The organism is Nesterenkonia lacusekhoensis, assembly GCF_017876395.1.
Classification (GTDB): Bacteria; Actinomycetota; Actinomycetes; order Actinomycetales; family Micrococcaceae; genus Nesterenkonia; species Nesterenkonia lacusekhoensis.
In genome coordinates this window covers 1,966,557-1,982,570 of sequence record NZ_JAGINX010000001.1, presented here as the reverse complement: position 1 = coordinate 1,982,570, position 16,014 = coordinate 1,966,557, and the positions used below count along the sequence as shown (strand labels likewise).

The 16,014-nt window shown below is 67.0% G+C and carries 22 protein-coding genes; 13 read left to right on the top strand and 9 right to left on the bottom strand.

Features of this window, described 5'->3' with window-relative positions; genetic code table 11:
• The first annotated feature begins 24 nt into the window (after window positions 1-24).
• Complete coding sequence (locus JOF45_RS09340; RefSeq protein WP_210049267.1) at window positions 25-996, top strand: helix-turn-helix transcriptional regulator; 972 nt, start codon at window positions 25-27, stop codon at window positions 994-996.
• 11 nt (window positions 997-1,007) lie between these two features.
• Here the strand turns inward: JOF45_RS09340 and JOF45_RS09335 are convergent, their stop codons facing one another.
• Complete coding sequence (locus tag JOF45_RS09335; protein WP_210049265.1) at window positions 1,008-1,637, bottom strand: TetR/AcrR family transcriptional regulator; 630 nt, start codon at window positions 1,635-1,637, stop codon at window positions 1,008-1,010.
• 119 nt (window positions 1,638-1,756) lie between these two features.
• On the opposite strand from JOF45_RS09335, the gene JOF45_RS09330 reads away from it, so the two are divergent.
• On the top strand, window positions 1,757-2,443 hold the full coding sequence (locus tag JOF45_RS09330) for a YqeB family protein (RefSeq protein WP_210049263.1): 687 nt from the start codon (window positions 1,757-1,759) through the stop codon (window positions 2,441-2,443).
• Between the two features lie 21 nt (window positions 2,444-2,464).
• On the opposite strand, the gene JOF45_RS09325 is transcribed toward JOF45_RS09330, so the two are convergent.
• Genes JOF45_RS09325 through JOF45_RS09305 form a run of 5 tightly spaced genes read right to left on the bottom strand, consistent with a single transcriptional unit; the run spans window position 2,465 to window position 4,984 of the window.
• Entirely contained in the window at window positions 2,465-2,866 is a 402-nt protein-coding gene (locus tag JOF45_RS09325; RefSeq protein ID WP_210049261.1) for a VOC family protein, read from the bottom strand.
• 4 nt (window positions 2,867-2,870) lie between these two features.
• Window positions 2,871-3,059 (bottom strand): dihydrofolate reductase family protein, encoded by a 189-nt coding sequence (locus JOF45_RS09320; RefSeq protein ID WP_210049260.1) that lies wholly within the window; start codon window positions 3,057-3,059, stop codon window positions 2,871-2,873.
• The gene (locus JOF45_RS09315) at window positions 3,056-3,640 is read right to left on the bottom strand and encodes a dihydrofolate reductase family protein (protein WP_210049259.1); all 585 of its coding nucleotides are present in this window, start codon (window positions 3,638-3,640) and stop codon (window positions 3,056-3,058) included. Before JOF45_RS09315 ends, JOF45_RS09320 begins: the two co-directional genes overlap by 4 nt.
• Window positions 3,637-4,614 carry an SRPBCC family protein gene (locus JOF45_RS09310; protein ID WP_210049258.1) on the bottom strand — a complete coding sequence of 326 codons (978 nt, stop codon included), beginning with the start codon at window positions 4,612-4,614 and terminating at the stop codon, window positions 3,637-3,639. The genes JOF45_RS09315 and JOF45_RS09310 overlap by 4 nt, the downstream gene beginning before the upstream one ends.
• A 22-nt stretch (window positions 4,615-4,636) precedes the next feature.
• Window positions 4,637-4,984 (bottom strand): ArsR/SmtB family transcription factor, encoded by a 348-nt coding sequence (locus JOF45_RS09305; protein WP_210049257.1) that lies wholly within the window; start codon window positions 4,982-4,984, stop codon window positions 4,637-4,639.
• A gap of 124 nt (window positions 4,985-5,108) precedes the next feature.
• On the opposite strand from JOF45_RS09305, the gene JOF45_RS09300 reads away from it, so the two are divergent.
• From JOF45_RS09300 to JOF45_RS09285, 4 genes are all read left to right on the top strand, one after another.
• Window positions 5,109-6,875, top strand: coding sequence for a hypothetical protein (locus JOF45_RS09300; RefSeq protein ID WP_210049255.1), 1,767 nt, complete (start codon window positions 5,109-5,111; stop codon window positions 6,873-6,875).
• Window positions 6,876-7,093: 218 nt separating this feature from the next.
• Window positions 7,094-7,441, top strand: a complete 348-nt coding sequence (locus tag JOF45_RS09295; RefSeq protein ID WP_210049253.1) for a YciI family protein — start codon at window positions 7,094-7,096, stop codon at window positions 7,439-7,441.
• Between the two features lie 12 nt (window positions 7,442-7,453).
• Window positions 7,454-8,773, top strand: a complete 1,320-nt coding sequence (locus JOF45_RS09290) for an RNA polymerase sigma factor (RefSeq protein WP_342591452.1) — start codon at window positions 7,454-7,456, stop codon at window positions 8,771-8,773.
• 108 nt (window positions 8,774-8,881) lie between these two features.
• Window positions 8,882-9,301 carry a DUF4260 family protein gene (locus JOF45_RS09285; protein ID WP_210049251.1) on the top strand — a complete coding sequence of 140 codons (420 nt, stop codon included), beginning with the start codon at window positions 8,882-8,884 and terminating at the stop codon, window positions 9,299-9,301.
• Window positions 9,302-9,323: 22 nt separating this feature from the next.
• On the opposite strand, the gene JOF45_RS09280 is transcribed toward JOF45_RS09285, so the two are convergent.
• Together JOF45_RS09280 and JOF45_RS09275 are read right to left on the bottom strand one after the other, a co-directional pair.
• On the bottom strand, window positions 9,324-9,884 hold the full coding sequence (locus JOF45_RS09280; RefSeq protein ID WP_210049249.1) for a dihydrofolate reductase family protein: 561 nt from the start codon (window positions 9,882-9,884) through the stop codon (window positions 9,324-9,326).
• Window positions 9,884-10,495 (bottom strand): dihydrofolate reductase family protein, encoded by a 612-nt coding sequence (locus JOF45_RS09275; RefSeq protein WP_210049247.1) that lies wholly within the window; start codon window positions 10,493-10,495, stop codon window positions 9,884-9,886. Before JOF45_RS09275 ends, JOF45_RS09280 begins: the two co-directional genes overlap by 1 nt.
• 114 nt (window positions 10,496-10,609) lie before the next feature.
• On the opposite strand from JOF45_RS09275, the gene JOF45_RS09270 reads away from it, so the two are divergent.
• Window positions 10,610-11,110 (top strand): winged helix-turn-helix transcriptional regulator, encoded by a 501-nt coding sequence (locus JOF45_RS09270; protein ID WP_210049245.1) that lies wholly within the window; start codon window positions 10,610-10,612, stop codon window positions 11,108-11,110.
• A 52-nt stretch (window positions 11,111-11,162) separates the two neighbouring features.
• On the opposite strand, the gene JOF45_RS09265 is transcribed toward JOF45_RS09270, so the two are convergent.
• Window positions 11,163-11,825, bottom strand: coding sequence for a GntR family transcriptional regulator (locus JOF45_RS09265; protein WP_245324193.1), 663 nt, complete (start codon window positions 11,823-11,825; stop codon window positions 11,163-11,165).
• A 64-nt stretch (window positions 11,826-11,889) separates the two neighbouring features.
• On the opposite strand from JOF45_RS09265, the gene JOF45_RS09260 reads away from it, so the two are divergent.
• The 6 genes from JOF45_RS09260 (at window position 11,890) to JOF45_RS09235 (ending at window position 15,973) form a co-directional block, all read left to right on the top strand.
• Window positions 11,890-12,867: a D-2-hydroxyacid dehydrogenase gene (locus tag JOF45_RS09260; RefSeq protein ID WP_210049243.1), complete on the top strand. Its 978-nt coding sequence runs from the start codon at window positions 11,890-11,892 to the stop codon at window positions 12,865-12,867.
• Window positions 12,868-12,914: 47 nt separating this feature from the next.
• On the top strand, window positions 12,915-14,339 hold the full coding sequence (locus tag JOF45_RS09255; RefSeq protein ID WP_210049241.1) for an amidase: 1,425 nt from the start codon (window positions 12,915-12,917) through the stop codon (window positions 14,337-14,339).
• A gap of 291 nt (window positions 14,340-14,630) precedes the next feature.
• On the top strand, window positions 14,631-14,867 hold the full coding sequence (rpmB, locus tag JOF45_RS09250; RefSeq protein WP_210049239.1) for a 50S ribosomal protein L28: 237 nt from the start codon (window positions 14,631-14,633) through the stop codon (window positions 14,865-14,867).
• Window positions 14,867-15,034 (top strand): 50S ribosomal protein L33, encoded by a 168-nt coding sequence (rpmG, locus tag JOF45_RS09245; RefSeq protein WP_022872124.1) that lies wholly within the window; start codon window positions 14,867-14,869, stop codon window positions 15,032-15,034. The genes rpmB and rpmG overlap by 1 nt, the downstream gene beginning before the upstream one ends.
• 2 nt (window positions 15,035-15,036) lie before the next feature.
• On the top strand, window positions 15,037-15,342 hold the full coding sequence (rpsN, locus tag JOF45_RS09240) for a 30S ribosomal protein S14 (protein ID WP_210049237.1): 306 nt from the start codon (window positions 15,037-15,039) through the stop codon (window positions 15,340-15,342).
• Between the two features lie 349 nt (window positions 15,343-15,691).
• Window positions 15,692-15,973: an HU family DNA-binding protein gene (locus tag JOF45_RS09235; protein ID WP_210049235.1), complete on the top strand. Its 282-nt coding sequence runs from the start codon at window positions 15,692-15,694 to the stop codon at window positions 15,971-15,973.
• Window positions 15,974-16,014: the final 41 nt, after the last annotated feature.

The following is a 16,014-nucleotide window of genomic DNA, read 5'->3' as shown; positions in this document are numbered from 1 at the left end:
CGGGATCTGAGGAAGAATGACGGTATGGCCACGGAGAGAACAGTGGAGCGGGTCCTGCGGCTGCTGGCGCTGCTGCAGAAGAAGCCGTCCTGGACGGCGTCTGCTCTCGCCGATGAGCTGGCTGTCACCGAGAGGTCTGTGCGCCGCGATGTCGAACGGCTCCGCGCGTTGGGCTACCCCGTCAATGCTGTCTCTGGTGCGGGTGGAGGCTACCGACTGGGCGCAGGTCAGAAGCTGCCGCCTCTGCTGTTGGATGATGAGGAAGCCACAGCTACGGCGATCTCACTGCGTTTCGCCGCGGGCGGGACCGTCTCCGGCATCGAAGAGTCTGCGCTAAGTGCTCTGACGAAGCTCGACCAAGTCATGCCCCCGCGCCTGCGCGGCCGGGTCCAAGCGGTCGGAGAGTCCACCGACTCCTTGGGAGGCGCTGAAGAGGTCGACGTCAGGACCCTGACCGCTATGGCCCACGCGTGCCGTGACCGACTGCGGATCCGCTGCCGGTATCGCCGCCGCGATGGGCAGTCGCAGCAGCGAACAGCAGAGCCGGTGCGCATGGTGGCCGCCGGATGGCGGTGGTATCTGATGGCCTTCGACCTGGACCGGCAGGACTGGCGGAGCTTCCGGCTGGACCGCATGGACCAAGTGGAAGTCACCACGTTCCGATTCGCGCCCCGGGATCACCCTGACCCGGTGCAGTACATCCAGGCATCCATCGCCGAAGCCCCCTATGAGCATCTCGCCAGGGTCCGTCTGCAGGCAGGTGTCGAGGAGCTGCGCCGGGAGATCCCGTCGCACATGGGCAGGATCGAGCCCGACGCCGAGCCCGGGTGGGCCCTGCTCGTCGCTGGCGCCGACGACCTCGACTGGATGGTGGCACACCTGGCCCTGCTGGACGTGGAAGTTGAGGTGCTCGAGCCCCCAGGTCTGCGGGATGCCGCCGCCCGACTGGCTCAGCGCCTGCGCCGCATCTCCCAGTCCCGCATCTCTGAGTCCTGAAGGAGGCTGCGTCACGCCCGCGGGTGCTGCTTGCCGGGGGAGCGGAGGAGGCCGCGCACCGTGCGCATCAGCAGCGGCAGCTGCGTGGCGGCGTCGAAGGTCGGATTCATGGCCGCTTCCAGATAGAGAGCGTTGATCAGGGCGCTGATCCAGGCGACGGCGTCGTCGGAGTTCAGCTCCTGGTCCACCTGTCCGGCGGCCGTGGCACGTGCCAGAAGTCTGCGGATGCCGTCACGCTCTGAGGTCTCGGCTCCCTCCAGAGTGGAGCGGATCTCCGGGTCGCGATGCGCCTGCAGCATGGCCTCGAGGACCAGCTTGGGCACGAACGGATGAGCTGTGGCCGGCTCCGCCAGGTGCTGGACGAAGGTCATCAAGGCCTCGACGGCGTCGGACTGTTCAGCGTCCAGAAGCCCATCGAGCAGCGTGGCGGTGTCCTGCTGATCCTGAGTGAGTACGGCCAGGAAGATCTGTTTCTTGCCGGGGAAGTAGTGATACAGGGTGCCCAGGCTGATCCCCGCCTGGGAGCACAGCTGTGACGTGGTGGTGCGGTCATACCCCTGCTCGGCTATCAGCACTGCAGCACTGTCCAGGATGTGCTGGCGCTTGGCGGCATGTTTCACCGGATCCACGCGTCGTGGCATGACACCTCCGTCCTCGCAGCAGCACATTAGTAGAGTGACCGCTCGGTTTTACACTACTATGAGTTCTGTCGAGGCGGGGCGCAGCCTCAGCACCTCAGGCCGTCGAAGGAGCAGTGCAGATGTCTGATGCGAGCACCACTGTCTCGCTGAACTCCACACTGGGTGTGGTGTTCGCCGGTGTCGGTGCGACTGCAGGGTTCGGAGCGGCCTTCCTCGTGGGGCCGGTGGTGGGTTGGCTGCTGGGGCGGATCGACTCTGCTCCGGGGCCGCTGCGATTGATGGACCAGCTGCCGCTGGCCGCCTCAGTCCCGCTGCTGGCCGTTCTCGGTGCCGTAGCCGGGTGGATCGTCTTCTCGCTCTGGAGCGACGACGTCGGCCGTGTGGTCATCGACCAGCAGGCGGTCCGGCTGGAATCCAAAGTCACGACTGCGGAATATCTCCGTGCTGAGATCGCGCAGATCTTCCTGGACAAAGATGATCTCGTGCTGATCGGCGACGGCGCCCAGGAGCTCTCCCGGACGTCCTCGGACAGCGGCCTGGCGCCCCGATTGGCGCAGGCCCTTGAGCAGTTCGACTACCCGTGGTGTGGGGTCGGGGACCCGCGGGAGACCGAGTTCGCAGACTGGGTGGACCGCAGCGCGGCGCTGAGTGAACACTCCCACACCCTGCTGCGTGCTCGGCGTCGGGCCCTCGCCGACAGTCGCGCCGGTGAGGCTGAGTCCCTGCGGGACCAGTTGGCTGACCAGGGCATTGTGGTGCGCGACCGCAAGGAGCACCAGCAGTACCGTCTGCTCGAGCAGCGCTGAACTTCTGGCGCCTGGGCGCGCTCAGCCCTGTGCTGCGATCAGCTGCCACGCGTGACCATCCGGATCTGTGGTCACAGCCGAGAAGCCCCAGGGCTGCTCGGTGGGTTCGAGTACGATCTCCCCACCGGCGTCGAGCATGCGTTCAGCTGCCGCTCGGACCTCCTCCGCAGAGCCCAGAGTGAGGCTGAGCAGGACTTCGTGGGAGCCGGCAGGCGCAGAGTCTCGCCCACCGAGGACCCAACCGAATCCACCGGTGGGGACGAACATCAGCGTGGTGCCGGTGTCCAGTCGGAACTGCAGCGGCTCCGGCACTCCGTCCTCGGCCGGTTCCCCGACGGAGGCCAGGTTCAGGGCTGTTCGGTAGAACTCATAGGCGCGGACGCGGTCCTCGGTGGGCAGAGCGATGGTGATCTCGTTGGTCATGGTGTCAATCCTTCTGCAGTCGATAGGTCAGGTGGGTGGCATGTGGGGTGACGAGAGCGTCGGCTTGGTGCAGCAGGATCGGCGCCTCAACCAGGTCGAAGAGTCGTGTCCCGGCCCCCAGCAGCACCGGGGAGAGATGGATGCGGAGCACTTCCACCAGTCCCATAGAGATATCTGCGACGACGGTGCTCATGATCCCTCCCGGGACACGTCTAGGATCGTCTTCTGCACTCCGTTCGAAAATGTCTCATGCTCTATCAGCTGGAGCCGGGTGACATCCTTATTCCTCGTGGGGAAGAGCTGCTTGCCCGCCCCCAGCAGCAGCGGGAAGACCAGCAGGTGGTAGCGATCCACCAGGCCGGCCTCGGCCAACGAATGACCCAGGTCTGAGCTTCCCTGGACCAACAGCGGACCGCCGTCGCCGTCCTTGAGCCGGGCCACCTCGTCCAAGGAGCGGAGGATGGTGATCTCGCCCCACCCATCGACGAGGTCCTCCGGGCGCAGGGAGGAGGAGACCACGTACTTCGGCAGCTCGTTGTACCGGGCGAACTCTTCGGCCATCGAAGGCCAGACCGGGGCGAACGCTTCATAGCTGCGGCGCCCCAGCAGCAGCGCGCCGGCCTCTGCCTGTTCCCGCTCTTTGAGCTCGTAGACGGCATCGTCATGAGGGAGCTGATTGAAAGTCCACCCGGCATTCCGATAGCCCTTCTCCCCGCCGGGACCCTCCATGACCCCGTCCAACGACACGAAGGCGGTGATGATCAGGCGCCTCATGCCAGCACCTCGGCTTCCATGCGGGCGTAGCTGGCCTCCATGCCTTCGGCCATGCCGGTGCCCAGAATCATGTCCCGCATCTGCGCATCGGCATAGGTGATGACGATGGTCAGCAGCGTTCCGCCATCCACCGGGGTGAGAGTCTGCTCGTTGAGTGTGGGCGGTCCATCCACCCCTTCCATAGCCTCGGTGCTCACCTCGCGGTGCGGCGGCCGGCTCTCCTGGAGCTCGCCGGTGAAGGCGAAGGCCTCACCTTCGACGCCGACGCTGGGCTCCCAGGCATAGCGGTAGGTCTCGCCCACAGCCTGGGCCACAGTCGCCTCGGTCATGACCCAGCCGTCGGGGCCGAGCAGCCAGCGCTTGAGCAGCTCCGGGTCATGCTGGGCCTGCCACACCTGTTCCACGTTGCCGCGGATGATGCGGCTGGCCCGGATCTGGGTGTCGCTGAGGATCTGGATGTCCACCTCGCGGCCGGCGGCGAAGGAGCGCAGGTCGGCCAACACTGCATCGGCCTGGCCCAGGGCCGCTTCGATGCCCTCGACCTGCCCCATCTCCAGCAGGGTCTCCATGTCCTCGAGGCTGCCGAAGTGTTGGACGATGGTCAGCCGTGACCCCTCGGCGGTCTGCTCGAAGCTGAAGGTCATCCGACCTGCTGGCAGCTGGTCGTTCGGTCGGCCCTGTTCATCGGCGAACCCGTCGATCACCTCGAAGAAGCGTCCTTCCTCCGCGGAGAGGAACTCCCAATAGCCCCCAGCATGCTCGCCGTTCGGCCCGGTCATGTAGTACTCGGACCGTCCGCCCGGATAGAGGTCATGGCGGGTGAAGGTGGCCGGGTAGGTGGGCGGCCCCCAGAACTTCTCGAGCTGCCGCGGGTCGGCATAGGCGTCCCAGAGGCGCCGCACCGGCACTGCGAAGTCAGAGGTGACGGTCAGGGTCAGAGCTTCAGGGTTCTTCTGGATATGGGTGACAGGCATGAGGATTCCTCTCAGGTCATCGTCAGTCCTCTGCCAACAGCGCATCGAGTCGGTCGGTCCGCGCTCGCCAGAGGCGTTCGTAGGTCATCAGAAGAGCTTGGGCCTTCTGGAGGTATTCCGGGTTTCCTCGGATGCGCCGTTCGCGTCCGCTGCGATGGGTGCTCACCAGCTGCGCCTCCTCCAGAACGGTGATGTGTTTGCGGACTGCCGCGAAGGACATCTCGTAGCGGTGGGCCAGCTCCGAGATCGAGGACTCCTCGGTCAGGGTTCGGCCGATGATGTCCCTGCGGGTGGCATCTGCCAGCGCCCGGAAGATCCGGTCGACCTGATCGTCGGGCAGGTCCAGCTGAGCGGCGTGATGTGTAACCATGTGGTTTTATAATCAGGGATGAAAGAGATCGAGTCAAGACTCGGTGCGATGGGGGTTCGGGCAGGTTCGACCGCTTCTGGGCAGGGGAGCGATCAGGTCCCCACCAGGTATTAGACTCGCCATGATGGCTATGCGTGAGCTGCGGATCCACGGCGTCGGAGGGTCTCCCGGGGCCGAGCTGCTGGGGTTGGATGACCCGGCCGAGACCACGCTGATCCGTGGTGATCGCAGCACCCAGCTGATCGCGCGCCGGGAGGACCCGTCTGTCGAGGGGTACCTCTGGGGTGGGCTCACCTCCGGCTCGGCGCTGCAGCCGCTCTGGGTCCTGCTGCTTCCCTTCACCCTGGTCAACGTGGCCGGTTGGGCCCACGGGGCACGGATCGCCCGCTGGCGGTGGATGCTGATCCGCGGCGTCGTCCATCTCGCAGCCGGACTGCTCACCAGCACCTATGTGCTCTGGACGGCCATCATCGCTGTGGATTATCTGGGCTACCAGGCGCTGCGCGAGGCGGACCTGCCTGTCGGTCCGGCGATCGGAGTGCCGGCCGGTCTGGTGGCCACCCTCGCGCTGGTGGTGGTGCTGTTGCGAGTGGCTGAAGTCGGCCGGCGCCGCTTCGAGGCCAGAACCCCAGACGGGACAGCGGTCCCTGAGGAAGAGGCCCCGGCCGAATGGCATCCGGAGGAGGACCTGAGCAGCCGGTCCTTCTTCTCCCACGGCCGGTCCATGACCTGGCTGCTGCGCTGGCACGCCGCAGTGCTGGGAGCCACCGGCGTCGTCGTGCTGGTGGTGGCGGGGCTGAGGTGGGGAAGCACCACGCTCGGACTCGGCGAGATCTTCCTGGTCATAGGACTGCTGCAGATCCTGGTGATCGTGCTGCTGGCCGGTCTGACCTGGCGCGGCGGCGGTCAGCCTGCCGGCGCGCCGGTGCCCCGCGCTCTGCCCGCGGTGGCCGTGACTCTGGTCGTGGCGCTGACCAACGGTGTCTTCTCCGGGCTGACTCTGCTGGCGGCACGGGCCGCCGGAATGGGGCCGGGACGCTGGGGGCAGGAGCTGGCGCTGGTCGAGTCCTTCGTCATCACCGTGGTGCTCTGGGTGCTCCTGGTGATCGGATGGCTGCTGTTCTGGCGTGCCCGCGGCCGGGCCGATGAGCTGCCCGAGCATGTGGAGGATCAGCTGCGCCGTCGTACCGCGGCCTGGCGCGGCATGGCCCTGGGGGCTCACCGGGCCCCGGTGCTGCTGCCGGGCATGGTGCTGGTCGGCGTCGCAGTGGTGTGGCTGTCGATGCGCCTCCGGATGCTGCGCCGCACGGTGGCGATCATCTGGGATGTGCTGACGTTCTGGCCGCGCCGGTTCCACCCGCTGGCTGTTCGGCCGTACAGCTCGCGTGCCGTGCTGGAGTTCCAAGCGGGGATCCGGCACGGCATCCGAGAGGACGGCGGGGTGGTCGTCTCCGCCTACAGCCAGGGCTCGGCGATCGCCTATGCCGCCCTGGCCCCGCTGCCGCAGGAGGAGGTCTCCCGAGTGTGTCTGCTGAGCATCGGCGCGCCCACCACGACGCTCTATGCGCAGGTCTTTCCCGCCTACTTCGGGGAGCTGTCACTGCAGCGCACACACGAGCGGCTGGCCGCGGGGACCGGAGGCTGGCGGAACCTCTACCGCCGCACGGACCCGATCGGAGGGCCCGTGCTGGGTGCAGCTGAAGGTCACGCTGAGGTGGACCAGGAGGTCCCTGACCCGGCCGAGGAGGCAGGGTCAGCGCCGGAGGGGGAGACGCCGGTGCCGCTGGAGACCCCGCGTGAACCGTGGTCGGATCTCGCCGGGCATGTGGACTACCGCCGTGAACAGGCCTACCGCGACGCGGTCGCTGAGTTCCGCACCCGGCTCGGCTGATGCGCAGGTCTCGGACGAGGCGCTGAGATGCCGTCATTCCGGCACCTGCGCGTCAAGAGGATGCCCGTGTCAGAAGACGGCGACAGAAGAAGTGTCAGCCGAACTGTCGATTCTCCGCATGACTCTGCGTCATCATGATGTCGGGCCGTCCGGTCTGACACCCACACCCCGGCGAGGCCGCATCAGTGCGGGCTCCCGGGCAGAGATGAGGAGCGACCATGAAATACGCATTGCTGCTGATGGGCCGTGTGGACGATCCGAACTGCGGAGAGGACGGCGGAGCGAACCCTGAGGAGTTCTTCGCCTTCGACCAGGAGATCACGGCGGCAGGCGTGGTGGTGTCCTCCTTCGCGCTGGAGGATCCCGAGCACGCCGTGAAGGTGGAGACCGACGCCGCCGGGGAGCGGGTCATCTCCAGCGGCCCCTTCGCCGAGGTGCAGGAGTTCCTCGGAGGGACCTACATCATCGAGGCGGCCGACGTGGATGAAGCCATCGCCTGGGCGAAGAAGAGCCCCGGCTCCAAACCCGGCGGACACGTAGAGATCCGCCCGGTGGCCCCCTACTGAGTGAGGGCTGCGGTGACTGAGTCCCCAGAGGTCTCCTCCGCGGAGCAGGTGCACAGCGCCTTGGACCAGCTGGGACCCGAAGGGCGGGCCCGTGTGCTCGCCGTGACGGCCCGGTACTTCTCAGACCTGGACCTGGCCGAAGAGGTGGTTCAGGAGGCGATGGTCCAGGCGCTGCGCACCTGGGGTCAGAACGGTGTTCCACGCGTGCCCGAAGCCTGGCTGATCACTGCGGCCAAGCGCCGAGGGATCGATCTGCTGCGCCGTGACCAGGCCCGTGCCCGGGCCATCCCGCGCCTCGGTGCTCTGCAGGAGCGTGCTCCCGCGCCCGAGGGCACCGGGGATCCGGCGGAGGCGGCCGGGGCTGCGGGTGCTGGCGTCGGGAACAGCGGGGTCGACGAGCGGTTGGGCCTGTTCTTCGCCTGCTGTCACCCGGTGCTGAAACCTGAGGAGCGTGTGGCGCTGACTCTGCGCTTCCTCGCGGGGATGAGCACTGCGGAGGTGGCCCACGGCCTGCTGGTTCCGGTGACGACTATGCAGCAGCGGATCGTACGGGCCAAACGCCGCATCCGAAGCCTCGGCATCTCCTTCGAGATCCCCGCACGCGCGGAGTCGTGGCAGCGGCTGGCCGCGGTCCAGCGGGTGGTCTACATGCTCTATGCCGAAGGTTTCGCGCGCTCAGCAGGCCGGGCTCATACCAGTGACGACATGACCACTGAGGCCATCCGCCTGGCGCGCATGCTGCGGGATCTCTTGCCAGGGTCGGCTGAGGTCACCGGGATGCTCGCCCTGCTTCTGCTGACCCAGGGGCGGCGCCCAGCCCGCACCGACGACGCCGGCCGTCCGGTGCCGCTGGCCGAGCAGGACCGCAGACGCTGGGACCGAGGGCTGATCGAGGAGGGCCTGGATCTGGCTCAGCGGGCAGCCAGCTCTGCCGGGGCGGCGTCGTACGCTGTCCAGGCCGCCATCGCTGCGGTCCATGCGGAGGCCGCGGATGTGGAGTCCACCGACTGGCCACAGATCGCGGTGCTCTACCGGATGTTGGAATCCTATGAGCCGAGCCCGGTGGTGCGCCTGGGCCGTGCGGTGGCTCTGGGGCGGGCACAGGGGCCGCGGGTGGGGCTGGAGCAGATGGAGGGCCTGGCTGAGGAGGAGATGCTGCAGCGGTACCGTCCCTTCCACATCGCCCGCGCGATGACCCTGGAGGAGCTCGGCGAGCAGGAGGCCGCGGCCTCATCCTATCGGCGCGCCCTGCAGCTGCCCGGCAACACCGCTGAGGACGCCTATCTCACTGAGCTGCTGACCGGCTTGGTCGGCGCGCAGGTGCCGGAATAGCGACGTCTCAGAGGCCGGAGCTCACGGAAAGTCAGCCTTTCGGGGGATCTCTGTGCGGTGAACCTCGCCTAGTCTGAAGGAGTCCTCGCCCGATTCGGAAGGCCTGACATGTCAGCCCAGACGCTCCCGCACTCACATGCGCACTCCGCACCTGCGACGATCTGGCAGCGAGTGGAGAACTCGGCGCTCGCCGTCGCCATCCTGGTTGCCATGATCGTCATGGACCACCCCTGGTGGGCGCTGCTGGCTGCGTTCCTCGTCTTCGATCTCTCCGCGCTGGGCTACCTGGTCAGTCAGCGCCTGGGGGCCGTCCTCTATAACCTGGTGCACAACTACACGGGCTCTGCCGCGGCGATCATGCTCTGGGCGGGCCTGCAGCTCGGTCACGTCCACGCTGATTGGTTGGTTCTGTTGGCCGCCTGCTGGGCTTTCCACGTCGCGGTGGACCGGGCCCTGGGCTACGGGCTGAAGCTGGGGCCCTTCCGGCACACCCATCTGGGGCTGATCGGCCGTCACGCCGCTGCCTAGGTAGGGCAGCGGCGAGGGCGCCTCAACGCAGCACGCGGCAATGGCGGGCGCGGATGCCGCCAGGGCGGTGCCCAGGAGGGGTCTCCCGCAGCAGCTCCAGGTGGAATGGGCCCGCTGCTCCCGAGAGCAGGGGAGTGCCGCTGCCCAGCAGCACCGGTGCGACGCCGATGATCACCTCATCCACCACGCCGGCGTCCAGACATTGCCGGGCGAGATCCGCTCCGAGGATGTTCACGACGCCGTCCGCACCGGCGGCCGTCCGCGCTGAGGCGAGTGCGCCGTCGAGCGAGTGCTCCACGCGGAAGCCTGGAGGTAGATCTGGCAGAGCCCGGTGGGTCAGCACCACCTGCGGCCCATCCCACTGACCTTCGAAGGCACCTTCCTTCTCCGTGTCGCCGGCGTGCGGATCGCTGCCCTCGAAGGTCCGGCGTCCCATCAGCATGGCGGTGATCCGCGTCATGGCGCCGGCGATCACCGGGTCCGGCTCCTCGCCCAGGAAGGGCAGCAGCCAGGACATGTCTCCCTCAGGGCCTGCGATGTACCCATCGGCTGATGCCGTGGCGGAATACAGGAATGTCACCATCAGGCTGCCCCTGCGTTGTCCGGGGCATAGGTGACCAGCACCGCGCCGGAGGGGAAGGTCGTCGTCGGGCCGGCTCGGAGGTGAACGTGGGATTCCAGGCCCTGGAACAGGGGAGTTCCGCGGCCCAGCGCCACCGGACTGATCAGGATTCGCAGCTCGTCCAGCAGTCCGCGTTTCAGCAGCTGTGCCGCCAAGGTGGAGCTGCCGAAGACCGCGATGTCTCCGCCGTCGTCCCCCTCCTGCTCTGTGCGCAGCTGTGCCACCAGTGCGGAGAGGTCGCTTCCCTCTGCGGCGCGGGCTCCCTGCCACGAAGGCAGAGATGCCGGCCGGTTGGTCACCACGGTCTTCGGCGTCGTCTCCATGAAGGCCGCGATCTCCGGCTGAGTTCGGAAGGCCTCCGCAGAGGGCCAATACTCAGCGAAATGGTCATAGGTGTTCCGCCCCAACAACATGCTGCCCACATGTGGGGTCTGTCGCGCCCGACGCCGATGCCAGGTGAAGACCTCAGGCTCGCCGGTGCTCCACCCCAGTCCTCGGTGGGCGTCTTCGACTAATCCGTCCACGGAGCAGAAGAGGAAGGCGAAGACCTGTGGGATCCGTGCAGTGCTCATGGTCTCTCCGTTCAGATGGGATCCGATTGCACAGTGCAACCGGTGATCTCATCGCACCATGACTGCATGTAGAATGCAAGCAGTTTCTTGTATTCATTCCGGAGAAGGAGGGGCATGGCAGAGGTGCACCGCTCGGGCTGCCCGATCAATCTCTCTGTGGAGGTGCTCGGCGACAGTTGGTCCCTGGTGGTCGTCCGAGACATCATGTTCGGCAGTCGTCGGCACTATCGGCAGCTGCTCAACGAGTCGGAGGAAGGCATTGCCTCCAACATCCTCAGTGACCGGCTCAAGCGTCTGATCAGCAACGGGCTGATCACCAAGGCCCAGGATCCGACTCACCGGCAGCGTCAGATCTACAGCCTCACCGAGCAGTCGATCCAGCTGGTGCCGGTGCTGGTGCAGTTGGGCAGCTGGGGCAGAAGGTTCCTCCCGGCCAGCCGTGAGCTCAGCATCCGCGCCCAGGTGCTCGAAGAGGGTGGGCCGCAGCTCTGGGAGGACTTCATGCAGGAGCTGCGCATGCTCCACTTGGGTGCAGAACCTGCTGAGGGTGCGGTCTCGGTGATGGAGCGCCTGGAGCAGGCCTACCGCGATGCCCTCGCTACGCCCTCAGGCTGATCTGCCGAGAGAACGGGTGTGACGGGGACGGGCAGTCGCGGCTGTGATTCCGTCATCCCCTGATGAGGCGGTCCAGCGCCTCCTGCATATGCTCCTCGATCTCCGCGACGACGGCGGCCTCATCGCCGGCGGCGATGGCCTCGGTGATGCGGTGGTGCTCGTCCACCTGCTCCTCGGGGTCGAAGTAGGTCTCCTCCAGCGCGGTCAGGCACATGCGGGTCTCCACCATGAGTGTCTCGTGCATCCGGCGCAGCCGCGGACTCGCGGAGGCCTCCACGAGCAGATGGTGGAAGGCGAAGTCGGCGTCGGAGAGCTTGGGGAGATCGCCGGACTCCGCCGCGGTGCGCATGTCCTCCTGGACTCGGCGCAGGCGCTGGAGGGTCGTCGCTGAGCCGTCTCTGGCCACGATTCGCGCCGCAGCGGTCTCCAGGGCGGTGCGTGCCACGTAGAGGTCTCGGATCTCGGCCTCATCCAGCTCTTTGACGAACAGGCCTCGGTTCAGCTCACTGCGCACCAGGCCCTCCTGGACCAGGCGCTGCGTAGCCTCGCGCAGCGGACCGCGGCTGACGCCGAACTCCTGCGCCAGCGAGGCCTCGGAGAGCTGGGCCCCGGCGGGCAGGTGGCCATTCATGATCCCCTCGCGCAGCTGGCGGGTGATGAGGGTCGCGGTGGATTCGCGGTTGACCCGCTGGAAGGTGGGGTCTGTCATAGTCATTCGGTCCTTCTGCTCTTCTGCCAGATTGTTGACAATCATAACAAGCCCTCCTTAGTGTTGCTGCATGCCCGTGATCGCTGTGCTGATCCCTTCCGACACCAGCAGCCCGGAGCGCATGCCGCCCGGGCTGGACGCCTTCGAGGGCCGCGCCGAGGTCAGGATCACGGATCCGGACGGGCTGCCTCAGGCGCTGGAAGGCGCCGATGCCCTCTTCCTCTGGGACTTCTTCTCCGAGGCGGTGGAGAGCGCCTGGCCCCATGCAGATCGGCTGCAGTGGATCCACGTGGCCGCCGCGGGGGTGGACAAGCTCATGTTCGATGAGCTGGCCGCCTCACAGGTCACCGTGACCAACGCTCAGGGTTTCTTCGACCGCCCCATCGCAGAATTCGTGCTCGGCGCCGTCCTGGCCCAGGCCAAGGAGTTCGCGCTCAGCCACCGGTACCGGACTGAGCGCCGCTGGGTCCACCGCGAGACCCGACGGATCCAAGGGCAGCGGGCCATGATCATCGGAACCGGAGCCATCGGACGTGAGACTGCGCGGCTGCTGCGCGCAGTCGGCATGGAGGTCCGCGGCGTCGGCCGCACAGCACGCCGAGAGGACCCCGATTTCGGCGACGTGGTCTCCAGTGAGGAGCTCGCCGAACATGCCGGTTGGGCCGACCACCTGATCAACGCCGCCCCGCTGACCCCGCAGACAGCCGGCCTGATCAGCGCCGAGATCTTGGCCGCGATGAACCCCGAGGCGCACCTGGTCAACATCGGCCGGGGCGAATCAGTGGACGAGCCGGCGCTGATCGAGGCGCTGCAGACCGGCGGGATCGGCTTCGCCTCGCTGGACGTCTTCGCCGAGGAGCCGCTGCCGCAGGACTCTGCGCTCTGGGATCTGGACAATGTGCTGATCTCGCCCCATATGTCCGGAGACGTCGTCGGGTGGAGTGCCGCCCTGGCTGAGCAGTTCGTGGAGAATGCGGAGCGCTGGCTGGCCGGCGAGACGCTGAACAACATCGTGGACAAGGACAGAGGCTACGTGCCCAGACATTGACGGAGCCGTCGCCGAACAGACGGCGGCCCACACACCGGGGAGGGACAATGACGGACCTGGCAGATAAGACCGCTGCTGAGCTGCTGGAGGGGTACCGCGTCGGCGAGTTCACCCCCGTGGACGCCACGGAGGCTGTGCTGCGGCGCATCGGTGAGCGCGACGGCGCCCTCAACGCGTTCGTGCTGGTGGATCAGGAGGCCGCTCTGGATTCGGCCCGCACCTCGGCTCGGCGATGGCGGGCCGGTGAGCCCCTCGGCCCCGGCGACGGTGTGCCCACCTCCATCAAAGACATCTTCCCGACGACGGGCTGGCCCACACTTCGTGGCAGCCTGCTCATCGACGAGTCTGGCCCCTGGAACTTCGACGCCCCCTGTGTGGCCCGGCTGAAGGAGACCGGTGCCGTGCTGTTGGGCAAGACTGCCACACCGGAGTTCGCGTGGAAGGGTGTGACTGACTGTCAGCGCAGCGGCGAGACCTCCAACCCCTGGGACCCTGCCGTCCACGCCGGGGGCTCCTCCGGCGGCTCGGCCTCTGCTGTGGGTGCAGGCATGGGGCCGTGGTCTGTGGGGACCGACGGCGGCGGCTCTGTCCGCATCCCTGCCTCCTTCACCGGAACTGTGGCGATCAAGCCCACCTACGGCACCGTCCCGATGTTCCCCTCCTCGCCGTTCGGCACGCTGGCTCATGCCGGCCCGATGGCCCGCACGGTCCAGGACACCGCCCTGCTGATGGACATCATCTCCGGCTTCGACTCCCGCGACTGGTCCGCACTCCCGACCCCGCGCACCTCTTTCCTGGAGGGGTTGGAGGACGGCGTCGAGGGTCTTCGCATCGCCTATTCGCCCACGCTGGGCTTCGGCACCAACGACCCCGAGGTCGAGCGGCTGGTGGGTCAGGCGGTGCGGACTCTGGAGGAGCTGGGTGCAGTGGTCGACGAGGTGGATCCGGGCATCGAGGACCCCATCGAGCCCTTCCACGTCCTGTGGTTCACCGGGGCGGCCAAGGTGCTGGAGGCCTACGGGCCCGGTGCGCTGGATCGGGTGGACCCTGGGCTGCGCGCCGGCATCGAGCAGTACATCGACTCCTCTGCCCTGGACTACTTGGACGCCACGGCCGTTCGGATGGCCATGGGTGTCACCATGGGCGCCTTCCATGAGACCTACGATCTGCTGGTCACACCGACGATGCCGATCACCGCCTTCGACTGCACACGTCAGGCGCCGGAGGGGTGGAGTTCGCAGATGTGGACCGCCTGGACCCCCTACACCTACCCCTTCAACATGACCCAGCAGCCGGGGGCGTCGGTGCCCTGCGGTGTGGCGGGCGGGCTGCCGGTGGGGCTGCAGTTCGTGGCCGCCCGGACCCAGGACGCGCTGGTGCTGCGGGCCGCCCGGGCCTATGAGAAGGCCATCGGTGAGCAGTTCTCGCGGCCGGTGGACGTCCCGGCCACCGCCTCGGCGCTGGACGGGTGACCTCGGCACCTCCTGTGGGGAGGCAGGTGGGCGGCCTCGAGGCCGGCGTCGGCGGCTTTGCGCGCAGGTGCGCAGCTGAGCTAGCATAGACAGTCGGCCGAGCTGTGCTGTGCCCGAAGACGCCCAGGATACTGTCCTGAGCAGGGGGTGCGGCGCCCGGAAAACAGTGAAGCCGCGTGAAGCATCACCGTCAAAAAGGCACTTCGGTTGGATCTCACCCAGCCTGGTCGTCCTCGTACGTCACGGTGTGAAGGATGCATTCATCTACGTACTGAAACAAGAGGAGTGATCATGGCAGCACGTTGCCAGGTGACCGGAGTGGGGCCGCAGTTCGGCAATCAGATCTCCCACTCGCACCGCCGCACGAAGCGTCGGTTCGACCCGAACATCCAGAAGAAGACCTACTGGGTTCCTTCGCTGGGTCGTAAGGTGACGCTGAACCTGTCCACCAAGGGCATCAAGACCATCGACGCACGCGGCATCGACGTCGTCGTCGCCGAGCTGATCAAGAAGGGTGAGAAGCTCTAATGGCAAAAGATAAGGACGTACGTCCCATCATCAAGCTGAAGTCGACGGCCGGCACGGGTTTCACCTACGTGACCCGCAAGAACCGCCGCAACAACCCCGACCGCATCGTGCTGAAGAAGTACGACCCGGTCGTCCGTAAGCACGTCGACTTCCGAGAGGAGCGCTGATCATGGCCAAGAAGTCCAAGATCGCAAAGAACGAGCAGCGCAAGGTCATCGTTGAGCGCTACGCCGAGAAGCGTGCTCAGCTGAAGAAGACCCTGGTCGACGAGAACGCCACCGACGAGGAGCGCGAGGCAGCACGCGTGGGCCTGCAGAAGCTTCCCCGCGACGCTTCCCCGGTCCGCGTCCGCGGTCGCGACAGCATCGACGGGCGCCCCCGCGGCACCTTCCAGAAGTTCGGCATCAGCCGTATCCGCTTCCGCGACATGGCGCATAAGGGCGAGCTGCCCGGCATCACCAAGTCTTCTTGGTGATCCTGCGCCACTGAGAGAGTGGCCAGCCTTCGGGTCTCGGTGCGGCGGCAGTCGCGCTGAGGCAGGCTAGGAGCGCTGACGCTTGAGAAGGGCGGCATCCCCAGTACGGGGGGTGCCGCCCTTCTGCGTGTCTGTCGGAGTTCGGGCCCGGGGCCTGAGCAGCATGTGTGACACGCGTTGCAGAACCCGTCGGCTGGTGGCTGAAAAGCTGTGAGATCCCTGGAATTGCCCGGGATCATGCGGGTTTCGGCTCAGCACCGTGGTAAGTTGCCTTTCTGAAAGCCCCGAGCTGGGGACTGAGTGGCCGGCTGATCGGCCGGTATTCGATTTGAGTCCAGGAGGACAACACATGGCACTGAACCGCAGCGAGCTCGTCGCCGCAGTCGCAGAGAAGTCGGACAACTCCCAGGCCGCCGTCAACGGCGTGCTGGATGCCGTCTTCGAGGTCTTCACCGAGCAGGTCTCCCAGGGCGAGAAGGTCACCATCCCCGGCTGGCTGGCTGTGGAGCGCACCGAGCGTGCAGCTCGCACCGGCCGCAACCCGCAGACCGGCGAGACCATCCAGATTCCGGCCGGCTACTCCGTGAAGCTGTCCGCAGGCTCCAAGCTGAAGGCCGCCGCCTCCAAGTGATGCCGCGCCCGGAGCTGCGCACAGCTCCGGACACCGACGAC

Bases quoted from the DNA above. Each gene is read 5' to 3' on its own strand.
- JOF45_RS09340 (WP_210049267.1), top strand. From the start codon at position 25: ATGGCCACGGAGAGAACAGTGGAGCGGGTCCTGCGGCTGCTGGCGCTG.
- JOF45_RS09335 (WP_210049265.1), bottom strand. From the start codon at position 1,637: ATGCCACGACGCGTGGATCCGGTGAAACATGCCGCCAAGCGCCAGCAC.
- JOF45_RS09330 (WP_210049263.1), top strand. From the start codon at position 1,757: ATGTCTGATGCGAGCACCACTGTCTCGCTGAACTCCACACTGGGTGTG.
- JOF45_RS09325 (WP_210049261.1), bottom strand. From the start codon at position 2,866: ATGACCAACGAGATCACCATCGCTCTGCCCACCGAGGACCGCGTCCGC.
- JOF45_RS09320 (WP_210049260.1), bottom strand. From the start codon at position 3,059: ATGAGCACCGTCGTCGCAGATATCTCTATGGGACTGGTGGAAGTGCTC.
- JOF45_RS09315 (WP_210049259.1), bottom strand. From the start codon at position 3,640: ATGAGGCGCCTGATCATCACCGCCTTCGTGTCGTTGGACGGGGTCATG.
- JOF45_RS09310 (WP_210049258.1), bottom strand. From the start codon at position 4,614: ATGCCTGTCACCCATATCCAGAAGAACCCTGAAGCTCTGACCCTGACC.
- JOF45_RS09305 (WP_210049257.1), bottom strand. From the start codon at position 4,984: ATGGTTACACATCACGCCGCTCAGCTGGACCTGCCCGACGATCAGGTC.
- JOF45_RS09300 (WP_210049255.1), top strand. From the start codon at position 5,109: ATGGCTATGCGTGAGCTGCGGATCCACGGCGTCGGAGGGTCTCCCGGG.
- JOF45_RS09295 (WP_210049253.1), top strand. From the start codon at position 7,094: ATGAAATACGCATTGCTGCTGATGGGCCGTGTGGACGATCCGAACTGC.
- JOF45_RS09285 (WP_210049251.1), top strand. From the start codon at position 8,882: ATGTCAGCCCAGACGCTCCCGCACTCACATGCGCACTCCGCACCTGCG.
- JOF45_RS09280 (WP_210049249.1), bottom strand. From the start codon at position 9,884: ATGGTGACATTCCTGTATTCCGCCACGGCATCAGCCGATGGGTACATC.
- JOF45_RS09275 (WP_210049247.1), bottom strand. From the start codon at position 10,495: ATGAGCACTGCACGGATCCCACAGGTCTTCGCCTTCCTCTTCTGCTCC.
- JOF45_RS09270 (WP_210049245.1), top strand. From the start codon at position 10,610: ATGGCAGAGGTGCACCGCTCGGGCTGCCCGATCAATCTCTCTGTGGAG.
- JOF45_RS09265 (WP_245324193.1), bottom strand. From the start codon at position 11,825: ATGACTATGACAGACCCCACCTTCCAGCGGGTCAACCGCGAATCCACC.
- JOF45_RS09260 (WP_210049243.1), top strand. From the start codon at position 11,890: ATGCCCGTGATCGCTGTGCTGATCCCTTCCGACACCAGCAGCCCGGAG.
- JOF45_RS09255 (WP_210049241.1), top strand. From the start codon at position 12,915: ATGACGGACCTGGCAGATAAGACCGCTGCTGAGCTGCTGGAGGGGTAC.
- rpmB (WP_210049239.1), top strand. From the start codon at position 14,631: ATGGCAGCACGTTGCCAGGTGACCGGAGTGGGGCCGCAGTTCGGCAAT.
- rpmG (WP_022872124.1), top strand. From the start codon at position 14,867: ATGGCAAAAGATAAGGACGTACGTCCCATCATCAAGCTGAAGTCGACG.
- rpsN (WP_210049237.1), top strand. From the start codon at position 15,037: ATGGCCAAGAAGTCCAAGATCGCAAAGAACGAGCAGCGCAAGGTCATC.
- JOF45_RS09235 (WP_210049235.1), top strand. From the start codon at position 15,692: ATGGCACTGAACCGCAGCGAGCTCGTCGCCGCAGTCGCAGAGAAGTCG.